20 protein-coding genes, 1 tRNA gene and 1 pseudogene are annotated in these 23,951 nt (G+C 61.6%); 12 read left to right on the plus strand and 10 right to left on the minus strand.

Annotation, left to right across the window (positions count from 1 at the left end):
- Positions 1–29 precede the first annotated feature (29 nt).
- From OOT33_RS15220 to OOT33_RS15260, 9 genes are all read left to right on the plus strand, one after another.
- Entirely contained in the window at positions 30–2,141 is a 2,112-nt protein-coding gene (locus tag OOT33_RS15220; RefSeq protein ID WP_307750882.1) for a sodium-translocating pyrophosphatase, read from the plus strand.
- A 149-nt stretch (positions 2,142–2,290) separates the two neighbouring features.
- Positions 2,291–3,442, plus strand: coding sequence for an aminotransferase class I/II-fold pyridoxal phosphate-dependent enzyme (locus OOT33_RS15225; protein WP_307750883.1), 1,152 nt, complete (start codon positions 2,291–2,293; stop codon positions 3,440–3,442).
- Complete coding sequence (gene bioD, locus OOT33_RS15230) at positions 3,439–4,080, plus strand: dethiobiotin synthase (protein WP_307750884.1); 642 nt, start codon at positions 3,439–3,441, stop codon at positions 4,078–4,080. The genes OOT33_RS15225 and bioD overlap by 4 nt, the downstream gene beginning before the upstream one ends.
- Before the next feature lie 5 nt (positions 4,081–4,085).
- Positions 4,086–5,420, plus strand: a complete 1,335-nt coding sequence (locus tag OOT33_RS15235) for an adenosylmethionine--8-amino-7-oxononanoate transaminase (protein ID WP_307751016.1) — start codon at positions 4,086–4,088, stop codon at positions 5,418–5,420.
- Between the two features lie 60 nt (positions 5,421–5,480).
- Entirely contained in the window at positions 5,481–5,699 is a 219-nt protein-coding gene (infA, locus tag OOT33_RS15240; RefSeq protein WP_123152747.1) for a translation initiation factor IF-1, read from the plus strand.
- Positions 5,700–5,709: 10 nt separating this feature from the next.
- On the plus strand, positions 5,710–6,282 hold the full coding sequence (locus OOT33_RS15245; RefSeq protein WP_307750886.1) for a Maf family nucleotide pyrophosphatase: 573 nt from the start codon (positions 5,710–5,712) through the stop codon (positions 6,280–6,282).
- On the plus strand, positions 6,279–7,301 hold the full coding sequence (locus OOT33_RS15250) for a ribonuclease (protein WP_307751017.1): 1,023 nt from the start codon (positions 6,279–6,281) through the stop codon (positions 7,299–7,301). Before OOT33_RS15245 ends, OOT33_RS15250 begins: the two co-directional genes overlap by 4 nt.
- Positions 7,291–7,494 (plus strand): DNA gyrase inhibitor YacG, encoded by a 204-nt coding sequence (locus OOT33_RS15255; RefSeq protein ID WP_307750888.1) that lies wholly within the window; start codon positions 7,291–7,293, stop codon positions 7,492–7,494. Before OOT33_RS15250 ends, OOT33_RS15255 begins: the two co-directional genes overlap by 11 nt.
- A 52-nt stretch (positions 7,495–7,546) precedes the next feature.
- Positions 7,547–7,622, plus strand: a tRNA-Phe gene (locus OOT33_RS15260).
- 221 nt (positions 7,623–7,843) lie between these two features.
- Here OOT33_RS15260 and OOT33_RS15265 read toward each other — a convergent pair.
- The 3 genes from OOT33_RS15265 to OOT33_RS15275 are packed head-to-tail and all read right to left on the minus strand — an operon-like array spanning position 7,844 to position 10,126.
- Complete coding sequence (locus OOT33_RS15265) at positions 7,844–9,409, minus strand: recombinase family protein (RefSeq protein WP_307750889.1); 1,566 nt, start codon at positions 9,407–9,409, stop codon at positions 7,844–7,846.
- Positions 9,399–9,842 carry a DUF2924 domain-containing protein gene (locus OOT33_RS15270; protein WP_307750890.1) on the minus strand — a complete coding sequence of 148 codons (444 nt, stop codon included), beginning with the start codon at positions 9,840–9,842 and terminating at the stop codon, positions 9,399–9,401. The genes OOT33_RS15265 and OOT33_RS15270 overlap by 11 nt, the downstream gene beginning before the upstream one ends.
- Positions 9,842–10,126 (minus strand): DUF3489 domain-containing protein, encoded by a 285-nt coding sequence (locus OOT33_RS15275; RefSeq protein ID WP_307750891.1) that lies wholly within the window; start codon positions 10,124–10,126, stop codon positions 9,842–9,844. The genes OOT33_RS15270 and OOT33_RS15275 overlap by 1 nt, the downstream gene beginning before the upstream one ends.
- 393 nt (positions 10,127–10,519) lie before the next feature.
- On the opposite strand from OOT33_RS15275, the gene OOT33_RS15280 reads away from it, so the two are divergent.
- Entirely contained in the window at positions 10,520–11,503 is a 984-nt protein-coding gene (locus tag OOT33_RS15280) for an AAA family ATPase (protein ID WP_307750892.1), read from the plus strand.
- Between the two features lie 10 nt (positions 11,504–11,513).
- Positions 11,514–13,853, plus strand: a complete 2,340-nt coding sequence (locus OOT33_RS15285; protein WP_307750894.1) for a S8 family serine peptidase — start codon at positions 11,514–11,516, stop codon at positions 13,851–13,853.
- A gap of 867 nt (positions 13,854–14,720) precedes the next feature.
- Here the strand turns inward: OOT33_RS15285 and OOT33_RS15290 are convergent.
- From OOT33_RS15290 to OOT33_RS15320, 7 genes are all read right to left on the minus strand, one after another.
- The gene (locus OOT33_RS15290) at positions 14,721–16,091 is read right to left on the minus strand and encodes an IS1380 family transposase (RefSeq protein WP_307748129.1); all 1,371 of its coding nucleotides are present in this window, start codon (positions 16,089–16,091) and stop codon (positions 14,721–14,723) included.
- Between the two features lie 438 nt (positions 16,092–16,529).
- On the minus strand, positions 16,530–16,937 hold the full coding sequence (locus tag OOT33_RS15295) for a hypothetical protein (protein ID WP_307750895.1): 408 nt from the start codon (positions 16,935–16,937) through the stop codon (positions 16,530–16,532).
- A gap of 457 nt (positions 16,938–17,394) precedes the next feature.
- Positions 17,395–18,261, minus strand: a complete 867-nt coding sequence (locus OOT33_RS15300; protein WP_307750897.1) for a hypothetical protein — start codon at positions 18,259–18,261, stop codon at positions 17,395–17,397.
- A 95-nt stretch (positions 18,262–18,356) separates the two neighbouring features.
- Entirely contained in the window at positions 18,357–18,830 is a 474-nt protein-coding gene (locus tag OOT33_RS15305) for a TIR domain-containing protein (protein ID WP_307750899.1), read from the minus strand.
- Entirely contained in the window at positions 18,830–20,272 is a 1,443-nt protein-coding gene (locus OOT33_RS15310; protein ID WP_307750900.1) for an SIR2 family protein, read from the minus strand. Before OOT33_RS15310 ends, OOT33_RS15305 begins: the two co-directional genes overlap by 1 nt.
- Positions 20,273–20,829: 557 nt before the next feature.
- Positions 20,830–22,020: an IS91 family transposase gene (locus OOT33_RS15315; protein WP_307750901.1), complete on the minus strand. Its 1,191-nt coding sequence runs from the start codon at positions 22,018–22,020 to the stop codon at positions 20,830–20,832.
- A gap of 4 nt (positions 22,021–22,024) precedes the next feature.
- A complete protein-coding gene (locus tag OOT33_RS15320; RefSeq protein WP_307750902.1) occupies positions 22,025–22,765 on the minus strand; it encodes a tyrosine-type recombinase/integrase in 741 nt (246 codons plus the stop codon).
- Here OOT33_RS15320 and OOT33_RS15325 point away from each other — a divergent pair.
- Positions 22,758–23,732 (plus strand): annotated as a pseudogene (locus tag OOT33_RS15325) (aldehyde dehydrogenase family protein); the annotation flags it as partial. The gene OOT33_RS15320 and the pseudogene OOT33_RS15325 sit on opposite strands and share 8 nt — an antisense overlap.
- Positions 23,733–23,951 lie beyond the last annotated feature (219 nt).

The raw sequence follows: 23,951 nt of genomic DNA on the forward strand, positions 1-23,951 counted from the left end.
CCAACAGAATGGGGGGAGAGGATGATCTTATGACAGTCGTTACGATTGCCATGGTGTGCGGCGTCATCGCCGTACTCTATGGCGCTTTTACCAGCCAGCAGGTGCTCAAGGCATCGCCCGGCAATGAAAAGATGCAGGAAATAGCCGCCGCAATCCAGGAGGGGGCACAGGCGTATCTCGGGCGGCAATATACCACCATCGCCATCGTCGGCGTTATCGTTGCTGTAATCCTTACGCCCACACTGGGACTGCTCTCCACCGTGTCGTTTCTGATCGGCGCGGTGCTTTCTGGCGTTGCGGGCTATGTCGGCATGAACATCTCGGTGCGCGCCAATGTGCGCACGGCCGAGGCTGCGCGCGGATCGCTCCAGGGCGGCCTGACGCTCGCTTTCCGCTCCGGCGCGATTACCGGCATGCTGGTGGCGGGCCTCGGACTGCTCTCGATCGCCGGTCTGTTCTGGTATCTCACCTCGGTTTCGGGCCTCGCGCCCAATGACCGCGAGATCATCGCCGCGCTGACCGCTCTGGCCTTCGGCGCGTCCCTGATCTCGATCTTCGCGCGTCTGGGCGGCGGCATCTTCACCAAGGCGGCGGACGTCGGCGCGGACCTTGTCGGCAAGGTCGAGGCGGGCATCCCGGAGGATGACCCACGCAACCCCGCCGTGATCGCGGACAATGTGGGCGACAATGTCGGCGACTGTGCGGGCATGGCGGCCGACCTGTTCGAAACCTATGTCGTGACCCTGGGCCTGACCATGGTCTCGATCGCGCTGCTGGTGAACGCCTCGGCGGCCGAACTGACGGCACTGATGTCGCTGCCGCTGATCGTCGGCGGCGTGTGCATCCTCACCTCGATCGTCGGCACCTACATGGTGCGTCTCGGCGGATCGAACAACATCATGGGCGCGCTCTACAAGGGTTTCTGGACCACGGCGATCCTGTCTGTTCCCGCCATCTATTATGTAACCTGGCGCACGCTGGGAGACATGAACGCCGTTGTGGGCGCTGATCTGGAAGGCAATGGCGGCTATACCGGCATGGCGCTGTTCTGGTGCATGATGATCGGCCTTGCCGTCACCGGCCTGCTGGTGTGGATCACCGAATATTACACCGGCACCAACTATCGCCCGGTCAAGTCCATCGCGCAGGCGAGCGTGACCGGCCACGGCACCAACGTCATTCAGGGCCTCGCCATCAGCCTTGAATCGACCGCGCTGCCCACGCTCGTCATCGTCGTTGCCGTGGTGGCGACGTTCCAGATCGCGGGCATCATCGGCGTTGCCTTTGCGGCAACCTCGCTGCTGGCGCTGGCCGGCATGGTTGTTGCGCTGGACGCTTATGGCCCGGTGACGGACAACGCAGGCGGCATCGCCGAAATGGCGGGCCTGCCCGATGACGTGCGCACCCGCACGGATGCGCTCGACGCGGTGGGTAACACCACCAAGGCCGTGACCAAGGGCTATGCCATCGGCTCCGCCGCACTCGCCGCGCTGGTGCTGTTCGGCGCGTACACGACCGACCTTCGGGAATATTTCCCCGATGTCGCGGTCGATTTCTCGCTGAGCAATCCATATGTGATCGTCGGCCTGCTCCTGGGCGCGCTGCTGCCCTATCTGTTCGGCGCATTCGGCATGACCGCAGTGGGCCGCGCGGCAGGCAGCGTGGTGGAAGACGTGCGCGAGCAGTTCCGCTCCAACGCCGGGATCATGGAGGGCACCTCCAAGCCCAACTATGCCCGCACGGTCGATATCGTCACCAAGGCGGCGATCAAGGAAATGATCGTGCCGAGCCTGCTGCCGGTGCTCTCGCCGATCGCGGTCTATTATATCGTCACGGCGGTGGCGGGGCAGGCCGAAGGCTTTGCGGCGCTCGGCTCGATGCTGCTCGGCGTGATCGTATCCGGCCTGTTCGTCGCGATCTCGATGACGAGCGGCGGCGGCGCGTGGGACAACGCCAAGAAGTACATCGAGGATGGCCATCACGGCGGCAAGGGATCGGATGCGCACAAGGCGGCCGTGACCGGAGATACCGTGGGCGATCCCTATAAAGATACTGCTGGCCCTGCGGTGAACCCGATGATAAAAATAACGAATATCGTCGCATTGCTGCTTTTGTCGGCATTGGCTCACGGGGGGCTGTAAGCGATACGGAAACAGGCGCGAAAGGTCATCGTGGGGGGCGCGCCTGAATCCGAAAGCCGGAGAGCATTTCGGGTCGCCACTGGCCGCCGGATCTTCTAACGAGGGTCCGGCGGTTTTATTTTGGGGGAGAGACGCTATAGTCTCGTCCCATGACCCTCCTCGATCCCTATCGCCGCCAACTTTCCGCCTTGGAGGCACGTGGGCGGGCACGGCGGCTCATCGATGCCGAGGGCGCGGACTTTTCCTCCAACGATTATCTTGCGCTCAGCCGTGATCCTGTGATTGCAGCGGCGATCACAGACGCAATCGCGCGCGGCGTCCCGGTGGGCGCGGGCGGATCGCGCCTGTTGCGCGGCAACGCGGCCGAGCATGCCGCGCTGGAGGAACAGGCCGCGCGCTTCTTCGGCGCGGAGGCCGCGCTGTTCATGGCGAACGGTTTCGCCGCCAACCTGGCGATCCTCTCCACCCTGCCCCGGCCGGGCGATTTGATTGTCGCGGATGCACTCGCCCACGCCAGCATGCATGACGGCATTCGCCAATCCCGCGCGCGCAGTGTGTTCGTGCCGCATAACGATGCGCAGGCGTTTGATGATGCGATTGCGCGCTGGCGGGCCGACGGCGGCACCGGCACGCCGTGGATCGTCGCCGAGACACTTTATTCGATGGACGGCGACATCGCGCCCGTCGCCGCGCTGGCCGACATCGCGCAGCGGCACGAGGCGATGCTGCTGCTGGACGAAGCGCACGCCACCGGCGTCTATGGCGCGGACGGACGCGGGCTGGCGGCACACCTCGAAGGCGCGGAGAACCTGCTGACGCTCCACACCTGCGGCAAGGGGCTGGGCGTCGAGGGCGCGCTGGTATGCGGCGCGCGGGCGCTCATAGATACGCTCGTCAACAAGGCGCGGCCGTTCATCTTCTCAACCGCGCCCTCGCCGCTGATTGCCGTGGCGGTCGGCGCGGCACTGGGGCGGATCGCGGGGGAGCATGGCGATGCTCTGCGCGCGGCGTTGCGTGCCCGCATCGCGGTTGCGGATGCGTATATCTGCGCCCCCTTGGGCCTCCCTTCTCCTGCCAGCCAGATCCTGCCCGTCATACTGGGCGACGACCACCGCACGATGGCGGTGGCGAACGCCAGTCAGCGCGCCGGGTTCGACGTGCGTGGCGTGCGCCCGCCCACGGTTCCGGCGGGGACCAGCCGCCTGCGCCTCTCACTCACGCTTAATGCCGCAGAAACGGATATTGTTGCGCTCGGCGAAACATTGAAGCTGCATATCGGCAAGGGCAAGGATGCTGCATGAGCAACGCGCTGGTGATCGCGGGCACGGATACCGATGTCGGCAAGACGCTCGTCTCTGCCGGGCTGATGCTGTGCCTGCCCAAAGCGCTATACTGGAAACCAGTGCAGGCGGGCACCGAACCGCAGACCGATACCGACGCGGTACAGCGCATCACCCAGCTGCCGGAGGAACGCTTCCTGCCCGAAGCCTATCGGCTCGCCACCCCGGCCTCGCCGCATCTGGCCGCGCGGCTGGACGGCACCGAGGTCGCGGCCGAAATGCTAGCCCTGCCTCAGGTCACCGCACCGCTCATCGTTGAATCGGCGGGTGGCGTGATGGTGCCGCTGAACGAGCATCTGCTCAACCTCGATATGTTCGCCCGGTGGGGTGCGCCGGTGATCCTCGTTGCGCGCACGGCGCTGGGCACCATCAACCACAGCCTGCTCTCGATTGCCGCCCTGCGCGCGCGCGATGTTCCCATAGGCGGCATCCTCTTTTCGGGCGATGCGCATGAGGAGAATGAGCGGATCATACCCGCGCTGGCCCATGTGCCCTCGCTGGGCCGCCTGCCCCGGCTGGAACGGATCGACGCCGCCGGGCTGCACCTCGCGATGCAGGCACATGTCGATATTGCCGCGATCGAGGCACTGCTCGCGTGACAAAAGTGCTTCCCGGAAAAGTGGGCACCGGTTTTCCGATAAGGAAGCACGGCAACGAAACAAACTCCCCGGTCTGGCATCCCTTCACCCAGCACGGGTTGAATGAACCGATCCCGCTCGTTTCGCGGGCAGAAGGCGCGTTGCTCCATTGCGCGGATGGGACGACACTGATCGACGCGATATCGAGCTGGTGGGTGATCACGCACGGCCATTGCGACCCCCGTATCGTCAACGCCATCCAGGCGCAGGCCGCCACGCTCGATCAGCTTATCTTCGCAGGCTACACCCACGAACCCGCCGAAGACGTGGCGCGCGGCCTCATCCGCCTTACACAAGCCACCCTGCCCTCGCCCGATCCACTTGCCCATGTGTTCTTTTCCGACAGCGGGTCGACGGCAGTCGAGGTCGCGCTCAAGATGGCGCTGGGATATTGGCACAATATCGGCGCGGCGCGGCACAAGATCATCGTGATGGAGCACAGCTATCATGGCGATACGATCGGCGCGATGTCGGTCGGCGCGCGCGGCGTGTTCAACCGCGCCTATGCGCCGCTGCTGTTCGATGTCGAGACGATCCCCTATCCGGCGGCGGGGCGGGAGCAAGCCACGCTCGATACGCTTGAAGGTCTGTGCACAGCGCCGGAAAAGCCCGCCGCGCTGATCGTTGAGCCGCTCATTCTCGGGGCGGGCGGAATGCTCGTTTATGCTGCGGATATGCTGCGTGGCATTGCGGAGATTTGCGCCACACATGATGTGCTGTTCATAGCGGATGAGGTGATGACCGGATGGGGGCGCACCGGGACTGTGTTCGCCTGCGAACAGGCAGGGGTGACGCCCGATATTCTCTGCGCCGCCAAGGGGCTGACCGGGGGCAGCATCCCGCTGGCCGCCACGCTCGCACGAAGCAAGATATTCGAGGCGCATCGTTCAGAGGACCGCGCCACCATGTTCTATCATTCCTCCAGCTTCACCGCCAACCCCATCGCCTGCGCCGCCGCCGCCGCCAATATCGCGATCTGGGAGAATGAAGACGTGCGCGGGCGTGTCGCGGCGTTGGGCGCGGATATGGCGGCCCAGCTCGATCGACTTGCCGCTCACCCCGCACTCGAAAACCCACGCCAGCTCGGCACGATCACCGCGATCGATATGCGGGTGAACGAAAAGGCGGGCTATCTGTCGGACATTGCCCCCCAATTGCGCGCCTTTTGCCTTGAGCGCGGGGTCTTGCTCCGCCCACTGGGCAACACCATCTATGCAATGCCTCCATATTGCACGTCTGCCGACCAGATCGGCACCATCTTTGATGCGATTGCAGAAGCCGCCGACCGTTTGGGCGCTTAAGCTTCCCTTTTGCAGTATTTGTCGCTATGGCGGCGCCAATTCGCGAAATTCAAGGACTTTATGGCTAAAGAAGAACTGCTCGAAATGCGCGGCACGGTGGTGGAGTTGCTCCCCAATGCGATGTTCCGCGTGAAGCTTGAAAATGACCACGAAATACTCGGCCACACCGCCGGAAAAATGCGCAAGAACCGTATTCGCGTGCTGGTGGGGGATGATGTGCTGGTCGAGCTGACCCCCTATGACCTGACCAAGGGTCGCATAACCTATCGCTTTAAGTGAAGGCGCGCGCGTGACGCGCCTCATCCTTGCCTCTGCCTCGTCGCGCCGGGTCGATCTGCTGGCGCAGATTGGTGTGGTGGCGGACGCTATCGACCCCGCCGATATCGATGAAACCCCATTGAAGGCAGAGCTGCCCCGCGATTACGCCGTGCGCATGGCTGCGGAAAAGGCGGCTGCCGTGGCGGCGCGGAACGCTGGCGCGCTGGTGCTGGCGGGCGACACGGTGGTGGCCTGCGGGCGCAGGATTTTGCCCAAGGCTGAGGACGAGGCCACGGCGCGGCGGTGCCTGGCCCTGCTTTCTGGGCGGCGGCATCATGTCTGGTCCGCCGTCACGCTTGTTGGATCGGATGGGCTGGCGCGCAATAAAATTTCCAACAGCATCGTCACTTTCAAAAGGCTTACCAACGTGGAAATAGCCCTCTACATCGCCAGCGGCGAATGGGCCGGCAAGGCCGGCGGATACGCGATCCAGGGCCGCGCGGCGGGGCTGATCCGCGCGCTCTCCGGCAGCCATTCCGGCGTCGTGGGGCTACCGCTCTACGAGGCCCGCGCCCTGCTCCTCGCCGCTGGATATCCGCTCTGATGGAATGGCTCTACGAGGAAGGCATCGGCGAATGCCGCGCCGCACTGGTGAAATCCGGCCGCATCATAGAGGCGCAGATCGAGCGCGAGGGCGAAGCCGCGCTCGCGGGCGCTGTGGCGCAGGGGCGGCTCGTCAAGGTGCTCATCCCCAAAAAGCGCGGCATCGTCCGCCTGCTCTCGGGCGAGGAAGTGCTGCTCGAACCGATCCCGCCCAGGCTGTCCGAGGGCGGGACGGTGCTGGTGGAGGTTCGTCGCGCGGCGATCGGCGAGGCGGGGCTGGATGGCCAACGGCGCGACAAGCTCGCCCTCGCCCGAGCAGCACAGCCGGGCGCCAAGCCGCATCCCGGCCCCAGCCTGCTCCAGCGCATCCGCGAAACCGGCCTGCCGATCACCCCCTGCCCCGCGCACGAGGACGACCGGCTGGAGGCGCACGGCTGGAGCGAGTTGCTCGACAGCGCGATGCGCGGCGAGATGGGCGGCGAGGACGCTGCCTTGCGCATTTTCCCCACGCCCGCGATGGTGCTGATCGATGTCGACGGCAGCCTGCCGCCCGCCCAGCTCGGCCCCAAGGGCGCGAAGCTCGCCGCGCAGGCGATCCGCGCCATGGGCTTGGCGGGCAACATCGGCATCGACCTGCCGACTTTGAACAACAAGGATGAGCGCGCCATCGCCGCCGCGCAGATCGACAAGATCCTGCCCCTTCCCTTCGAGCGCACGGCCGTTAACGGATTCGGCTTCATCCAGATCATCCGCAAGCGCGAGCGCGCCTCTCTGATCGAGTTGGTGCGCGAAGACCCGGTACTGAGCGCCGCCCTCGGGCTGCTGCGGCGGGCAGAACGGGCACAGGGCCCGGGCAAGGCGGCGGGCGGCGGGCCGGTGACGCTCAGCGCGAATCCAGCCGTCATTGAGCGCATCCGCCGCGCCCCGGACTGGATTGCCCGGCTCGAGAAGCGGCGCGGCGGCACGGTCACACTCCATGCCGATCCGGCGCTCGCCATGGGAGAATATCATGCCGGCTGAGCATCGCCCCACCCGCTGCCCAATATGCAAGGCGCCCACGGTGCCGGAGTTCAGGCCGTTTTGCAGCAAGGGCTGCCGCGACCGCGACCTCATCGGCTGGATCGACGAGGACTATCGCATTCCCGCCCGCTCGACCGAAGAGGACGAGCTGCAAAAAAGCAGCGATTATGGGGTGGACAGCGAGGGCAACTGATGCTTATAGCCCGCACTCCTGACCGCGCGGGGAATACCCCAAGTGCGAGGATGCCCGGGTAGCTCAGTTGGTAGAGCATGCGACTGAAAATCGCAGTGTCGGTGGTTCGATCCCGCCCCCGGGCACCACAAATTTCCCTTTAAAAACAATAACTTAGATACATTTTGCGGTATGCGAAATTGTCCCCCACATTCCGGGGCTTTGCGCGAGATGGAGCATCTGCCACCGAGCCGAGAGACGCATTTCGCGCGGCGTGTAGCGTGCAACTTCGGGGTTTTTCTCCAAGTGGCATTTAAGGCGGCACGGCGCTGCGATGCGCAGCAAGATGCGGTTTTGATGCTATGGGCGCTCAGGCAAATCCGAGCATCGCGCGCTGGGCCTGCCAGTCGAGCGGCAGGTTGGTGGTGCGGGCAAGGCGTTGGCGATTGAGCTGCACCGGCTGCCGCCCATCGAGGATCGCCGCGACGATATCAGGCGCAAGATATGCGATACGCAACAGAACGCCAAAATAGTCGCGGCTGTATCCATGCGCCTCGGTAAGCTCCGCGATGGAGCAATCAGTGTTGGTTTCGACCGCGTGGCGCGCGCGATGGGCTTTCACCACCAGCTTGATCAGCGCCGGATCCCGTTGTGCATGGGATCGCTGATCGGGTGATATGGCAAGCCGGGTTTCCTTGCCGCGACGGATGATCGGCGCGGCGACGCTTGTGTGTTCACCGTTGGCGAAGCGAATTTCTACCCGGTCGAGATGGATGTCGATGCGCTCGATCTGGGTTCCGATCAGTGCCCGCTGCTCGCTCATTGCCATATTGGAGAGCGAGCGGATTTCGGCCGACGTGGTCTCGGGATCGAAGCGCCGGGATAGCTGGCTCAGCACCAGCCCTTCGAGATCGCCTGCCGGAACACGCCATGCCTTCGCCTCTTTGCTGCTCCCTTCGGTGCGGCTGGCATAATAGCGATAGCGCTTGCCCCGTTTGGTGGCGTGATCGGGTGACATTATGCGGCCGAGGCCATCGTGCAACTTACCGATGAGCAGGCTGGGCTCTTCCGCATGGACACCGTTCACATGATTGTTGCGGTTCTGCCGCAACAAGGCGGCGGCGCGATTGAACAGGTCAGTGTCGATAATCGCGGCATGCTCACCGGGATAGGCCTTTCCCTTGTGCATGACCTCACCGAAATAGATACGGTTCTGGAGCATCAGATAAAGCGCGCCGCGACTGAACGCTGCGTTGCCATATTGCTTACCCGTCCGGCTTACACGTACCTTGCTCCTGATGCCCCTCGCCTTGAGGTCTTCCGCCAGCACCAGCACCGAACCCAGAGCGAGATAGCGCTCGAAGATTATGCGGACCTTGTCAGCTTCCTCGGGCACAACGACGAGCTTACGATCCCTGACCGCATACCCCAGTGGCACCGAGCCACCCATCCACATACCTCTGGCCTTGGAGGCCGCGATCTTGTCGCGGATGCGCTCGCCCGTCACCTCACGTTCGAACTGGGCGAAGGACAGGAGCACGTTCAGTGTCAGACGTCCCATGCTGTTGGTAGTATTGAACGCCTGGGTAACACTGACGAATGAGGCGCCCTGCTTATCGAGCACCTCGACAATCTTGGCGAAGTCGGCGAGGCTGCGGGTCAAACGGTCCACCTTGTAGACCACAATGATATCGACCCTACCCGCCTTTACGTCATCCAGGAGATTCCTGAGACACGGCCGATCCATGTTCCCGCCGGAATAGCCGCCATCGTCATAGAGATCGGGCAGCAACTCCCAGCCCTCATGGCATTGGCTCATCACATAGGCGGCACAGGCCTCACGCTGCGCATCGAGGCTGTTAAAGGCCTGATCCAGCCCCTCGTCGGTCGACTTGCGGGTATAGATCGCACAGCGGCGCTTGGCTTTAGACGACACTGGCCTTCTCCTTGAGGCCGAAGAAGCGCGGGCCCGACCAGTGGACGCCGGTGATCTCGCCCGCAATCGGTGTGAGCGAGCGGTAATGCCGGTCCTGAAACTGGAAGCCCTCTTCCAGCACCAGCACATGATAGATCTGGCCATGCCACTCGCGGGTCAGTTTCGTGCCGGGTTTGAGGGAGAGGCCTTTCCTGATTTCGACATCACCGGTCTCTTCCAGTTCCTTCGCAAGACTCCGCAACTGACGCGTGGCGGCGGGCGTCAGCCCGCCGTGCACCTTCTCCTGCATCGCCCACGCGATCGCGCGGGTGGCGAGGTCGCGGCCCAGCCCGACCGGCATCAGCTGGCCCTTGTGCCAGCGTCGCCACTCCGCGCGCAGCTGGGCCTGCGACATCGCTGCCAGCGTTTCAAGCTGGCCAGCCACGCCCGTCATCAGCGGTCGATCCGGTAGCTGGTCTCGCCGCCGCTTCGCGTCTCGCGCAGCAGGTCGATGCCCCTCTTGCGTAGACCGGTCAGAAACGCACGCGTGCTATGCGGCTGCCAATGCGTGAGCGCCATGATCTCGCCCAGCGTAGCGCCCTTGTTGCGCGAGAGCAGCTTGGTCACCGCCGCTGATTTTGTCGACCGGGAGGCTGACGCGGTGGGAGCGCTGTTGGGTGCAGCGACCTCGGCGGTAGTGGTCGGTGAGAATGATTCGGTCTGTTCAATGCTATCCATGTGGTGGTCTCCTTGTCAGAGCGACAACATGCCGCTCCCACCACCCACAGCCCCGCCGATCACTCGGTCGGAGCAGGCACCGGTCTGGCCCGGCGCGATTTAGTGCGAATACCAATGCTCGGTTTGCGCCAGAAGTCGAGCGGAAATGTCCGCTGGTAAGACACTCCGGAACGGCAAGTTTTAGAACGCAACTTGCGGATAGCTGCCGCTCAGGAAGGTCGGCTTTAGCTGCGACTAGCAACCGCTTACCGTCCTTCCGGCCATGTTAGTGAATGGCCGAGGTCGCTAAAATAGGACTGACAGCACCATTTATCATGCTTCCATGCAGGAAATCATGGCAGATTAAGGAAATTCAGTTATGTTTGCAGGGCAAGGAAAGGCGTATGCGGACTCATGGCGCGCGGTGAATTGATGAAGAAATTGCTGGCGAGCTACGGCAAGGACGAGGAGTTCCGCGCCGTTGCCGAGCAGATCATCAGTGAGGAAGAGAAAAAAAACAATCGCGTACTCGCGCGCTCTCTTCGTCGCTCACTGGATGCGGCGCCCTCGCGCCCGACGAAGCCCAAGGTGCTTGCCCCGCTCATTCCCTTCCCAGAAGCCGCAGGCGACTTCATCGAATTGGTAGAGCCGACGCACAACAAACAGGATATTATCCTATCAAGCGAGAATGTCCGTATTTTCCTTGATCTTATGCGAGAGTTTCGGCGGGCCGACGATGTCCGCCGTCGCGGCCTGCCGGTCCGCTCCAAGCTTTTGTTCTGCGGCCCTCCGGGCTGCGGCAAGACGCTCTGCGCGGAGATATTTGCTGCCGAGCTCGGCATGCCGCTCTACATCGTCAAGCTTGACCGCCTAATATCCTCCTATCTGGGCGAGACAGCGACCAATGTCCGCAAGCTGTTCGAGTTCGCTCGAAAGCAGCCGACGGTCCTCTTTTTCGACGAATTTGATGCCTTGGCCCGCGCCCGTGAAGACGGGGGCGAGCACAATGAGCTGCGGCGTGTCGTCAACAGCCTGCTGATCTTCATTGATCGTATCGAGCCCAAAGGCTTTCTGGTCGCCGCCACCAATCTCGATCAATCGCTGGATCCGGCCATCTGGCGACGCTTCGATGAGGTGATTTGGTTCGATCCACCCGATGCCCGGATGATCGCGCGTTTCCTCACGATGAAGTTCAAGAATGTCGCGCTGGCTTTCGACCCGCAAGCGCATATCGGAGAACTTTCGATCTATTCCTATGCCGAGCTGGATCGCATCTGCGTCCAGGCGATCAAGGCGTCCGTGATCGACAGACGAAAACAGGTCAGGGAGCAGGATTTCCTTCATGCGATTGCCGATGAGCGCCGCCGTCGGCGCAGAGTCGGCCGAATGACCGCCTGACCCCCGCCTCGTGGCGCGTTATGATCACCTGCAGCTATTGCGGCTGCCCGAGCGCTTGCCCCGTCGCAAGAATGGTGGTGGTGGGCCTCCTCCCCATCGCAATCCGCGCGGGCACAGCGATCGTCTGGGCCGGGAACTCGGACAGGCCGTAGCCGCCCAGCGGCAGCGTCGCCGACCCGATGTGGTCGATCCGTCGTTGATCCTCCGTGTCAAGATGAGCGGACCTTTGCTCGAGGAGGAATGGAATCGTGTCGGCCTGACCGTTCTTTCGAGCGACGAGGATCGCACGCTTGTCCTCTTCTCCTCGAACGATGAACTGACCGAGTTTCAACGTAAGCTCGATGCCTATGGCCGGGGTGTTCAGCCTGGCCGACAGAACCCGGCCTTTTCCTCGTTCATCGCCAATGTGGAGACGATTGCCGAAGTTGCACCGCGCGATCGGATTGGCATGCGTGCCCGTCAAGCGGGCTTGGTCGATGTCGATGATTTCCAAGTCGGCGAGGCTTACACGGTTGATATCGAGCTTTGGGATCTTGGCACCCGGGCCTTGCGCGAGCGCAAGATTGACGACATTGTTCGCTACGCGGAGGCGCGGGGCGCCGAGGAACTCGATCGGCATATCGGTCCTAACCTCACACTCGTCCGACTTCAGTGCGATGGCGCGATTGCCCGCACCCTTCTGTCGATTGAGGAAATCGCCGAGGTCGATCTGCCTCCCGAGCCGGATCTGCTCGCGGCGCAACACATCGACGATTCGCTGAGGGATGTCCCGGATGTGGAGGAGCTCGACGAGAATGCGCCGCTCATCGGGATCATTGACAGCGGGATCAATGACCATCCGTTGATCGAGGATATCATCGTTGGCTCGATTGCCGTGCCGGATACGATGGGTACAGCCGACGACCATGGGCATGGAACCTTCGTTGGGGGTATCGCGACCTTCGGCGATCTGCGAGCGCAATTGGGAGCAGGCGAACTGGTCCGGCACGCGCGCCTATGTTCAGCCAAGGTGATCGACCACACCGGCAATTTCCCAAACCGCCGCCTGACGCCAAAACTGATGCGCGAGGCGATCACGGGTCTTCACGAGCGTTTCGGTTGCCGGATTTTCGTCATTTCATTGGGCGATCGCACTAAAGTTGTCGAAGGCGGCAAAGTTGGCCCATGGGCGCAAACGCTCGATGAACTGGTCCGCGAACTGGATATCGTCATTATCGTCGCGGCTGGCAACCGTCAGCCACGGCGCGGAATGCGCATTGAAGAGTCTGTCACCCAGTATCCAGACTACCTCATGGAGCCGGAGAACAGGCTGTGCGAACCGGCTGGCGGCATGAACATCATCACTGTCGGTTCTGTCGCGCACGGAAATGGTCTTAGCGCCCGCGCGCAGGACAATGTCGGCGTGCGTCCTATCACCGAAGCGTATGAGCCTTCACCATTCTCGCGCGCTGGACCTGGCGTGCGCGGTGCGATCAAACCCGACTTTACCGACATTGGCGGTACGCTGATCTACAATGGCCCCACAGCCTCTCTCCAAGGCGGCGAAGTGCGGCCCGAAGCTGGTGTGATGTCGCTCCACTACCGTCCTGTCGACCGGCTCTTCGCAGCGCGGTCGGGCACATCCCACGCCGCGCCTCTCGTTGCGTTCAAAGCAAGCCGAATTCTGGCACGCTTTCCTGACGCTTCTGCCAACCTCATTCGCGCCCTCCTCGTTACGAGCGCGGTCGCGCCGCCCGAGAGCGTCCGTCGCTTGGCCTCGCTAGGAGATACAGCTGGTCGGGCGCTGTTCGGCCATGGACGTGTCGATCCGGAACGTGCAGCTTTTTCCGATGATTCGCGAGTGATCCTCTACGCCGAGGATGAACTCGCGTTAGATCATTTCGCGGTCTACCAGATCCCGATCCCCGAACTGTTCCAGACCGAACGGGGACGCCGGACCATCCGCGTGAGCCTAGCTTTCGATCCGCCCGTGCGACACAGTCGCCTCGATTATAATGGCGTATCGATGGGTTTCCGGCTCATCAGGGGTTGCGAACCCGACATGATCTTCGAGCACTTCCGGCGGCGTACAGCCGATGAAGCTCCGTTCCCCGAGATGGAAGCCCGTTACGACTGCAAGCTGCTACCCAGTTCGACGGTGCGGGAAAAATCGAGCCTGCAAAGTGCCAGTATCAGCTTCTCACGCAATATTAGGGGCTACGGCGACAATTACTATCTCGTGGTGCGATGTGCCGGTGGCTGGGCCGGTGATGAGGGCCACCAGTCCTTCGCAGTGACTGTTGAAATTTCGCACGAAGCGGAACTTCCGCTCTATGAACGCTTGCGCCAGCGTATCCGTGTCAGGGCATGACGGCATTATAGCAACGCTCCATATCGACATGCAGCACGAGCGCGTCATGCTGGGCATCTACGACTTCGGCCTCGCTAACCAACTGGCCAGACAGTTGATGACTCCTTTGCTGCACTGCAACCAATCGCTCCGAAGCGGAAAAATGTCCCATTTGTGGCGCAGAAGACCTTTTCCATACTATCTTTGATCAGCCAACTTTAGCGTCTGCTGGATCCATAGGACCCGTGTGAATCTTGTGATTTGGGCTTACGCACCATTCCGTGGAATTCCGAGAGCGTCCGACAATTCTACGTTCGTCGTGTGAATCCCCGTCCATTGCCAAACGAACTGCGGGTGCACCTCACCGCCCGCCGCATGGTTTCCTACCCGCGCAACGACAAGGAGGCACCAGCGAAACGCGTCGTGGCACAATGATCGATCTTCGAAGAGTCTCTGCTCGTTCTCAACCATGTCGTGGATCGTCACGCCAGGGATGGCGACCGATGAAGGTTGCCATTTGGGATGCACCATCTGCGACCGAAGATCATATAGCTCTCGCATTTTCTTGGTTAGCCGCTTTTGCGCCGGTAGAGGGTTTCCATAGGCATGCCGCGGTAAGCTGCTTAACTTTGTCTCGATCGTCATGTTCGTCCGGTTCGCCATCTCTATGACGCGGGACAGCTCGCGCTCTCTCCCAACCAGATGGAAAAAGACGTTTAGCCCGCACTATTCATGAGGCCTCCGCTCCGGGTTCGTGCGAGCATGGTTTGTCGGTCGCCGGGTGATCAGAGCAAGCTCCTCCGGCGGTTTTTTCACCGCGTCAGGATCGATGGGCTTTTCGAGGTTGAAGGACGAGGGCTCGGGCTTTGGGCGGCACTGCCGCGCTGGTTATGTGGGTGCCGGCCGGAGGCCGGTGGCAATGGTTCTGAACAGGCTGGCATCGGGACAGGCTGACGCGAAGGCGACGCGGATGCGCGTAGCGGTTTCGATGATGCGGGCGGCGACCTTGAGCAACCGCAGGCGCAGCGTTGCGAACTCGGCGGTGGCGAGCGCGGCAGCCTTCGGGATTTCCTGCTGGATGCGCCACACGAGCCAGTAGGCGGCGGTGTGCAGGATGAGGCGCATCTGGTTAGCATTGGCTGAGCGGCACGAGGTACGATCGCTGGCAAGCTGGGTCTTGTGGCGCTTGATCAGGTTCTCGGCGTTGCCGCGCGCGCAGTAGAGGGTGTCGTAGATATGCTCAGCCGAACCTTCGGCCAGCGAGGTGACGACATAGCGGATGTCCATGCCCAGCGTGCTGGCCTCGATCCGGGCGACGACGCGGCGCTGGCACTTCCAGCTCTTCGCGCCGTAGCGGGTCTCGGCATAGTTGCGCAGGACCGGATATTGGCGCTGAGCCCGCTTAACCGCGCAGGCATCGGCGGCAGCGACGATTTCGGGATCAGCACGCAGCGCGGCGTTGGTCGGCAGGCCGAACACGTAGTCGACGCCGGCCGCCTCGCAGAAGGCCATGACCTCGGGCCGGCCATAGTGCCCGTCGCCGCGGATGGTGATGTGCGTTTCGGGCCAGTGCCGGCGCAGATGGCGCACCAGGCGCCGGATGTGGCCGGCAGCTTCGGCGCCCGACGGTGTCTTGCCGGTGCGCAGCAGCATCGCCACCGGTCGGCCGGTGGCAGTGTCGTAGACATGGATCGGCAGGAAGCAGCGCTCGCCATGATGCCCGTTCCAGAAGGAGAGCTGCTGATAGCCATGAACAACGTCACAGGTGTCATCGATATCCAGCGTCACCGCCGCCGGCGCGGCGGGGTAGCTGGTGCAGTAGATGTCGATCATCGCGGCCATCATCCTGGCCAGCTCGCGTGTGGTCGGCGCATTTTCCCACCGGCTCATCGTCGGTTGGCTGGCCAGCCCCGCGCCCGATCCCGGCAGCTTGCCCAGCGCCAGGCGGAAGCCCGGATCGTCGCGCAGAGCGTCGAGATCATCGGCGTCTTCATAGCCGCAGGCGATCGCGAACACCCGGGCACGCAGGATGTCATCAAGGCGATGGATCACCCGCACAGGGTCCCGCGGATCGGCAATGCAAGCCGCAAGCCGCCGGCAAAGCCCCATCGCGCGCTCGGCCTGTGCCAGCAGCAGAACACCGCCATCCGAGGTGAGCCGACCTCCGTCGAACGCGGCTGTGATCTTCTTGCGCCCGATCGCTGGAAACGAAAATCCCGGCGCGCTATCATCGCTCCCGGCGGGTGTGGCCCGTGGCATAAATTGCCTCGCTGCAGGACTGGTCTAGACACCCATTTTCCTACATCAAAGCAATCGCTTACACCACTCCCGCCAACCCTTCTGACCAAGCCCGATGAATAAGCCGGGTTAGGAAGGCCTCCACGCCGACAAGGCTCATTATGAAGCATTGGAGGCCATGATGCCGATTGAGCTCGTGGTCTTCCGCTTCCCAAGTCATTGACTGCAAGTGACGGTAGGCCGCCATATAGTATGTTTGGACTATTCCCTGCGGCATTTCCAACGTCGTTTCACGAACTAATGGCACACCGTCCTTTGTGACCTGGCGGATAGTACCGTCATCGTTGAAATCGTATTCGAAGTGAGGCACCTAGACTGATCTCCAATTTCGCTGATCATCTACTCCGCGGCAGGCGATATGCTCAGCGTCAGTATCGACGAGAGGTGAAGCGCCTTCGGTCAAACGTCTTGGGGCCGTTCGATCATAGGCCTCACCCTGACTGAGTAGTCACCGCCCATTTTGCCTGATGATCCGCTGATCAACAGCGAATGGTCGCTCTCCTCGAAGCGATAATCCTGCCATCGTGGATGGAAGCGCATGTGAAAATCGTCGATTGTCACCTGCGTTGTTTCGTCGATATCGATCTGACCATCATCGGGGCCACTGCCCACATAAGCACGTAGATTCGATCGGAATGACAGAGGCATACGGACTGCAGGCCAACTATAGATAGCAGAAATCGGCATCCAGACATGATTGTTGCCGAAATTGTCGTCTGGATATTCAACGCTCTGGCTCCAATATTGCCTGAAAGCGCCAAACTCCCTGATGCTTCGACTTTCCCGGTTTTCGTCCGCCTGACGCATCCCCTCACTCCTCTCCTACCACGGCCTAGCCGTTCAGCGATCGCGCGAAGAACCTGCCGTTGCCGGCAAGTGCCGCCCAGACAACAAGGCGCGCGCCGATCGAACCGGGCGGTAAATGATACTCCGCTTGCATTGCCGGTGCGAGCAAATATCGGACCTCTGGTGTTGTGAGGACCAACAGACGACTATTGACGGTGGATCAATTCCGATGCGATGGCCGGGTAAACGAAGAGCAGGTTTTACCAACGCCAAATTGAATTAGGACCGACCGCTTTGTCGGCGGCCCCTGCCACGGTAGTGAGCACTCAAGAAAAAGGGCGGGTTCCGACCGACATGCGCCGTTCGCCGGGGCGGTCTCCAACGGCGGCTACTGCTGACAAGTGCCGCTCGGTCGGCGTCAAACCGTCTGGCAGCAACGCGCCCTCATATTGGTCGATTAGCGTAAACGAACCTAAGATTAGCCCGGACCCTTAAAGTGTTCAGCAGCAAGGAAGCCTTTGTGGGTCGGCTCGAAAATCTCACCCTTGTAGCCTACATCGCGGATTAAGTCGGCTGCGACTAACTCTTCAATCGCGGCCTCCCATCGCGCCACATCCCGACGGTCGCTATCTTCAGATAGAGCTGTGCTGCCGGCTTGGATGGTGGTGCCACCTAGATGCCGGAGGCGCATCACAGTGTGACCTCCACTATCGTCCGCGCATGTCAGCGTAAGAACGCGAACAGCGTCGTCACTTAATAAGCGCGGACGATCAGTTCGCGGTCCCGGGAAAGCTTCAACAGTAGTGTCTGGGTCGATTTTTGTCAGATTGCGGAGGTATTCGTTTCCCTGTAGGCAGAGCTGCAGGTGCCGCCGAAAATCGTTACGAAATTGCTCCTTGGTTGAAAACGTTTCAACAAGGCCTTCATTGTAAGCCCAGGACTTGAAAGACTTAAGAGCTTTGAATTGGTCCAGGTCGAGGTTGCCTGCCACGATCGGCACTTCTGAAAAATAGAGTAAAACCGGCTTGCCCGCGGCATGATGGCGTTGGATTTCCTCCGCTGTGCCGCTTTCGGCTTCCCCGGTCGGCGTGCCTAGCTTAGTCCAGAAGATGCCGACCAGGACGTCTGCGTGATCGAGTATTCGCTCATTGATCAAGCTCTGCGGTCGACCGCCCAACTCTGGCGAACTATGCGTATCCCAGCCCAACGGCAACATGACGAGAGCGTCCTTTCGGGAGTGGATGGCATTCCACTCGGCGACGACGTCGCGAACGATCTCTCGCTCATGCACGACGTCCGACGGCGATGCAATCATCACCTCAAGCACTTTCGCATCGTAGGCCATCGCTACTTAGCTCCCCTCAGCTTCGCCCGTTTGCGGTCGGGCAACCCGTCGCGGACCTTTTTGATTGATAGTTCCATTTGCCAGGTCAGGCATTTCTACCTGCCGACATCCCGTGCGGCGCGCTCAATCCACGCGCCTATGTTGTTGTATCCATCGTCGCGTACCCAATCATATGTTCGGTACAAGGCGGTGAACGGTTTCTCGCCCGCTTTCCAGTACTCGAGAGGGTTTCGACCCTGCAAATCAACGCCACTGAGGGGGTCTTTGACGTTGTGGATGTCGATTGCCAGGATTCCCATCTTACGCTCGTAGCTCCGCTTAATTTCGTATTTGACCCACTCGCGGGAGTAGGTCTCACGACCGAAGAGGACTGCAGTCACGGAACAACCAGCAAGCTGATCATCAATCCACTTTTGGATACCGCCCGCGCGGCGCTTAGCGTCTTCGAAATCGGCAGCGTCATAGAACGGCGGCGCTGCACCGCGTTCGCGCACGACCCACGAATTGCGTACCTGCTGGATACGACGCACATCGCGTGCATAGTGGAAGCTGAAAAAAACCTTGCGCATTAGCTGGTGTTGCCTCCCTGTAGCTTACGGATGACCGAGATCAACGGTTCGATCAAGCCGGACAAATCGTTAGTGTGTTCCGCTATAGCCTGAATGAGGGACGGGCCGTTTTCACCGAGTTCGGGAATGAACTGAGCCGGATCGACGAGCGTTCGATCTGAAAGCTCTTTCGCCATGCCTCCAGTTGCCCCGACCGGCACGACTGCGAGACCCTGTTCTCGCGCAATCTCAAACTCTTTTTCCATTCCGTCGGCCAGGACCACGACATCGTCGCCTTGTTTGGTCCCAAACAAGAAAACTGCGATTCCCGCGTGAGAGGTAATCTCCTCACGGTATTTCTTCCAGACAGCAGCTCTCTGCTCTGGGTTGCCGCTCTGCGGGAACGGCCTAAGGACTAGATTTTCCTCAATACTGCTGTCGGATTGCATGACCTCCCGTAACGCTCCCGACAATAGTGCATCGCCGAAACCCAGGCCAATACCGGTTGCGAGACGAGTGCCGCTTGAAATCAGTCGACGTCCGAGCGTCTCCGCGAACTCCATAACCGCCTCTTTTCCCCATGGCTCGAAGTTAGCCACGCTCGCGGAAACAAACACGGTCCGGCGGCGATAACGGGCTACGAGTTCCGCAAGAAACTCGGTTATTTCAGCATACTCGTCGACCACAAGGACTTTCACGTTGAAGCGCTTGAGGTCCTCAATTACGAGATCCTGGCGCAGGCTGTGGTGCTTGAATTGCTCGTCTGTCTCATCCGGCAGCTTCGTCCGCTTCCTGAAAACGGCGTAATGCCTGCGTTGATTGCTCTTGAAGGTCAGCCTGACCTGCGTAAGGACGTGACTTAAATTAGGATCAGTGAAGCTGAAACCCAGGAAAAGAAAAGTCTTGGAAACAAGGTCACCCGCTAGCGCACTTATTAAGGCACCTCGCTCGGTCTGATAACGTTCGTAGTCATCGCGAGTCGCCACGGCTTCGTCCGGCCGGTCAACATCGCCATGCATCTTGTACAACGTCGCTTGGCGCCCGGGGCGGCTAGTTGCCAGCTGCGGTACCGCACTTTTGACATCAACGATTTTTCCGGCGCTTCGCAGGGCGGTTTCAATGAGTTTATCGTAGTTAGTGGTCCACCAAGTGCGAATTGGTAGCTGCGCGAGAAGCTCGTGATTCGACGTGGGTGGATTCGTGGGGGAAATTGCTTCGATCACGGCCTTATGAAGCCGATCTCGATTGGCGCCGTTGGCGTTCACGTGAAACTGCGCCACTCCGATCAGGTCGGTTTCGAAGTCGATCTTGAGGTCAAGTTCTTCGGCAAGCGGGCGTATCAACTCCCGCCAGTCTACGTACCCAGAAGGAACTGAAAGACCGGCGCCCGCAAACACAGCGGCGTCTCCGGCCACAACTTCTCCGAGATAATCGGTAACAAACTGCCGAATGGCTGACTTCATTAGTAGCCTTTGCCCCCTGTTTGGTTCGCTTCGCTCAATCTGATCATTTTGACGCCACGAAGCAAGGTCGCCCTCCAACTTGCATGCCAAGCCGTTAAGCGGATCCACGAATGGCCGGTGTCGGAGCAACCGGATGTTGCCCGTCGCGGCGCCGGTCGGGGGTAATGTCCCAACGCTGGTCGATCGCTCCGCCCCGACAGATGGATGAACCAAGGGCGGGTTTCAACGACCAGCTTTGGGCTGGCGAACGACCGCAATGTCGAAGGATTTCGGGTGCCGGAGGCGTACGAAATTCTAACATGGAGGAACCCGCGGGCCCCATGCACCGGTCTATGGGTAAAAGGGCTTTGGGCTGGATCTGCCTGGCAGGCGCTGCCAAGCTGGGAGGGCTGTCAGGGATCCGATTATCGCCATGTCGAGCACCGTCAGATTGCGATTGGTGTGTGTTTCGTTGGGCCTTTTGCTCGGTGTCAGGATCGAGTTTGGGATTGGCGTGCACTGCCTCACCGACCAAGTCGCAGTGACAGTGATCGTTTTGCTGGGCGAGCCATGCCGGGTCATGACGCAAGCTCCCGGATCAGCATAACTGATGTTGGCGGCGCGCGGGGTTGCCGCCAGCGTTCGAACGTCTCGATGATTATCATGTGGCCGCCACAGCATGGGCATGGTGGGCGATAATCTTCGGTCTCCTCGGGCGGATCCCTCGGCGGTGTCGCGACATCGAGCAGCGTGCGGGCAAGCGCGAGGCTGGTTTTGCGTGACGAGGCAGCGAGCAGGCCGTAGTGGCGGATGCGATGGAAGCCCCGCGGCAGGACGTGAAGGAGGAACCGCCGGATAAATTCATCGGCGCTGATGGTCATGACCTGCTGCCGCTCGGGTTCGGCACGACGATAATCCTTGTAGCGCATCGTGACGCCGCGCTCGTCGAAGCTGATCAGCCGCCGGTTGCAGATCGCGACGCGGTGCGTATAGCGCGACAGATAGGCAAGCACGGCCTGCGGCCCGGCGAACGGCGGCTTGGCATAGACCACCCAGCGCTTCTTCCTGACCGGCGCAAGATGGAGCAGGAACGCCCGCCGGTCAGCGAGATGCGTGCTGTTCCCGCGGAAGTTGAGCCTTCCCGCCTCATAGAGTGCCAGCAGCCGGGTGAGAAACAGGCGGCGGAACAGCTTGCCCAGCACACGCACCGGCAGCAGGAACGCAGGGCGTGAGGATATCCAGTGCATGTGATCAGGCGAGATGCCGCCACCCGGCACGATCATGTGCACATGGGGATGATGCGTCATCGCCGAGCCCCATGTGTGGAGCACGGCGGTGATCCCGATACGGGCGCCGAGATGTTTGCGATCGGCAGCGATGGTGAGCATCGTCTCTGATGCCGCCTTGAACAGCAGATCGTAGACCACCGCCTTGTTCTGGTACGCGATGTCGGCGATCTCGGCGGGCAGCGTGAAGACGACATGGAAGTAACCCACGGGCAGCAGATCGGCCTCACGTTCCGCCAGCCATGTGCGCGCCGCTGCACCCTGACACTTGGGGCAGTGCCGGTTGCGACAGCTGTTATAGGCGATCCGCCAATGCCCGCAGTCCTCGCAGGCCTCGACATGACCGCCAAGCGCAGCAGTGCGACAGTTCTCGATCGCCGTCATCACCTTCAGTTGGTTGAGGCTCAGATGCCCGGCATGGGCGGTCCGATATGCTGGACCAGCGCTGCGGAAAATGTCGGCGACCTCGAGCGAGGGGCGCACCGGCTCAGCCGGGAGGCGGCTTGCCTTCCATCAGCGCGATGATCCGGTCGAGCGGGCTGGCGACCGCCTGGATCGTGCGGGTGGAGACCTTGGTGTAGATCGCGGTGGTGTCGATCTTGCTATGGCCCAGCAGCACCTGGATAACGCGTATATCCACATCCTGCTCGAGAAGATGGGTGGCAAAGCTGTGCCGCAGCGTGTGAGGGCTGATGCGCCGCTTGATCCCGGCGACCTCGGCGGCTTCCTTCACGGCGCGATGCAGCTGCCGCGACGAGATCGGGTCGGTGTAGCTGCGACCCGGGAACAGCCAGCCATGCGGGAACATCACGCCACGCCGCTTGCCCTCGCGCCACCACAGCCGCAACAGTTCCAGCAACTGCGGGGAAAGCATGGCATTGCGATCCTTGCCGCCCTTGCCCTGTTCGACGCGGATCAGCATGCGCTTGCTGTCAATGTCATCGACCTTGAGATACGCGACCTCGGACACGCGCAGGCCGGCACCATAGGCCACGCCCAGCGCCGCCTTGTACTTGATGCCCGGTGCGGCCTCGAGCAGGCGGGCCGCCTCCTCGACGCTCAAGACCTCGCGCACATTGTCCGGGCGGCGGGTCGCGACCAGACCGCGCGCCAGATCACGCCGTCGCAGCGTGACCGTATAGAAGAAGCGCAGCGCCGAGACTGCACCGTTGATCGTGCCCGCGCTGGCGCCGCTCTCGTGCTGCTGGATCTGGAAGTTGCATATCAATGCGATGCGCGCGAAGGGCCTCCCGGTTGAGCAACTCGACCTGCCGCCCGAAGCCACGCACGGCACCTTCGTCGCGCCGACCATCATCGAGCTGCACAGCATCGCCGATCTGACACGCGAAGTCTTCGGCCCGGTGCTGCATGTCATCCGCTACCGGCGCGCTGACCTCGACCAGCTGATCGACGCGGTCAACGCCACTGACTATGGACTCACCTTCGGCCTGCATACTCGGCTCGACGACACTATCGAGCATGTCACGCGCCGCATCAAGGCCGGCAATCTCTATATCAACCGCAACGTCATCGGCGCCATCGTCGGCGTGCAGCCCTTCGGAGGGCGCGGCCTTTCCGGCACTGGACCCAAGGCGGGCGGGCCGCTGTACCTGAAGCGGCTGGTGCAGGGTGCGCCCAATCAGCCCGGAGGCACCGGCATCGACCCTGCCCTTGCGGATCTTGCCGATTGGCTGGAAGCGCAGGGCGAGGACAGGCTCGCCACGCAGGCAAGAGCGCTGGGCGCGCGATCGAAGCTTGGGTGGGAGGTGGACCTTCCCGGCCCGGTCGGCGAACGCAATGTCTATGCATTGCATCCGCGCGGCACTATCCTGCTGCGTCCCGCCACCCGCCATGGTCTGTTCCACCACATCGCCGCCGCCCTTGCGACGGGCAACGCCATCGCCATCGATGCCGACGAACATTTGCGCCCTGTCCTTGCCGAGCTTCCCGCCACCGTCCGACAGCGTGTTCGGGACACCCGCGAACCGGTTTCAGCCATGTTGGTCGAAGGCAACGACGCCGAGATACTACGCAATGCCCAGGCAATTGCGGATCGCTCCGGGCCGATCGTCCCTATCCATGTCCTCCCCCCGGCCGATCCGAACTTCGCGCTCGACTGGCTGCTCGAGGAAGTCTCCACCTCCATCAACACCACGGCAGCGGGAGGCAATGCCAGTCTGATGGCACTGGTCTGAGCGCCGGGGCGATTGCGCCGTACAAACAGTTTCAAGACGCTGAAATGAACAGAAGCGGCACACTGCCTGAATTGCTCTGACCGTTCCGGAGGCCGCTGCGCCATAAAAGCGCTCGATATAATTGTCCGTCTCGAATAAAATCACTTCTGAACAGTTTGCAGTGGTTCACTCGGGCCACACTGCACATTGTGACGGAAATGCAAAGATATGCCGTGAAAC

This window comes from Sphingobium sp. DEHP117, assembly GCF_030867385.1.
In the GTDB taxonomy this organism is placed as follows: domain Bacteria; phylum Pseudomonadota; class Alphaproteobacteria; order Sphingomonadales; family Sphingomonadaceae; genus Sphingobium.

Excerpts from the sequence above, each read along its gene's own strand:
- OOT33_RS15310 (WP_307750900.1), bottom strand. The coding sequence starts at position 20,272 with ATGAAGTCAGCCATTCGGCAGTTTGTTACCGATTATCTCGGAGAAGTT.
- OOT33_RS15280 (WP_307750892.1), top strand. The coding sequence starts at position 10,520 with ATGGCGCGCGGTGAATTGATGAAGAAATTGCTGGCGAGCTACGGCAAG.
- OOT33_RS15305 (WP_307750899.1), bottom strand. The coding sequence starts at position 18,830 with ATGCGCAAGGTTTTTTTCAGCTTCCACTATGCACGCGATGTGCGTCGT.
- OOT33_RS15255 (WP_307750888.1), top strand. The coding sequence starts at position 7,291 with ATGCCGGCTGAGCATCGCCCCACCCGCTGCCCAATATGCAAGGCGCCC.
- OOT33_RS15295 (WP_307750895.1), bottom strand. The coding sequence starts at position 16,937 with ATGCGTCAGGCGGACGAAAACCGGGAAAGTCGAAGCATCAGGGAGTTT.
- OOT33_RS15275 (WP_307750891.1), bottom strand. The coding sequence starts at position 10,126 with ATGGATAGCATTGAACAGACCGAATCATTCTCACCGACCACTACCGCC.
- OOT33_RS15300 (WP_307750897.1), bottom strand. The coding sequence starts at position 18,261 with ATGGCCTACGATGCGAAAGTGCTTGAGGTGATGATTGCATCGCCGTCG.
- bioD (WP_307750884.1), top strand. The coding sequence starts at position 3,439 with ATGAGCAACGCGCTGGTGATCGCGGGCACGGATACCGATGTCGGCAAG.
- OOT33_RS15290 (WP_307748129.1), bottom strand. The coding sequence starts at position 16,091 with ATGCCACGGGCCACACCCGCCGGGAGCGATGATAGCGCGCCGGGATTT.
- infA (WP_123152747.1), top strand. The coding sequence starts at position 5,481 with ATGGCTAAAGAAGAACTGCTCGAAATGCGCGGCACGGTGGTGGAGTTG.
- OOT33_RS15220 (WP_307750882.1), top strand. The coding sequence starts at position 30 with ATGACAGTCGTTACGATTGCCATGGTGTGCGGCGTCATCGCCGTACTC.
- OOT33_RS15225 (WP_307750883.1), top strand. The coding sequence starts at position 2,291 with ATGACCCTCCTCGATCCCTATCGCCGCCAACTTTCCGCCTTGGAGGCA.
- OOT33_RS15270 (WP_307750890.1), bottom strand. The coding sequence starts at position 9,842 with ATGACGGGCGTGGCTGGCCAGCTTGAAACGCTGGCAGCGATGTCGCAG.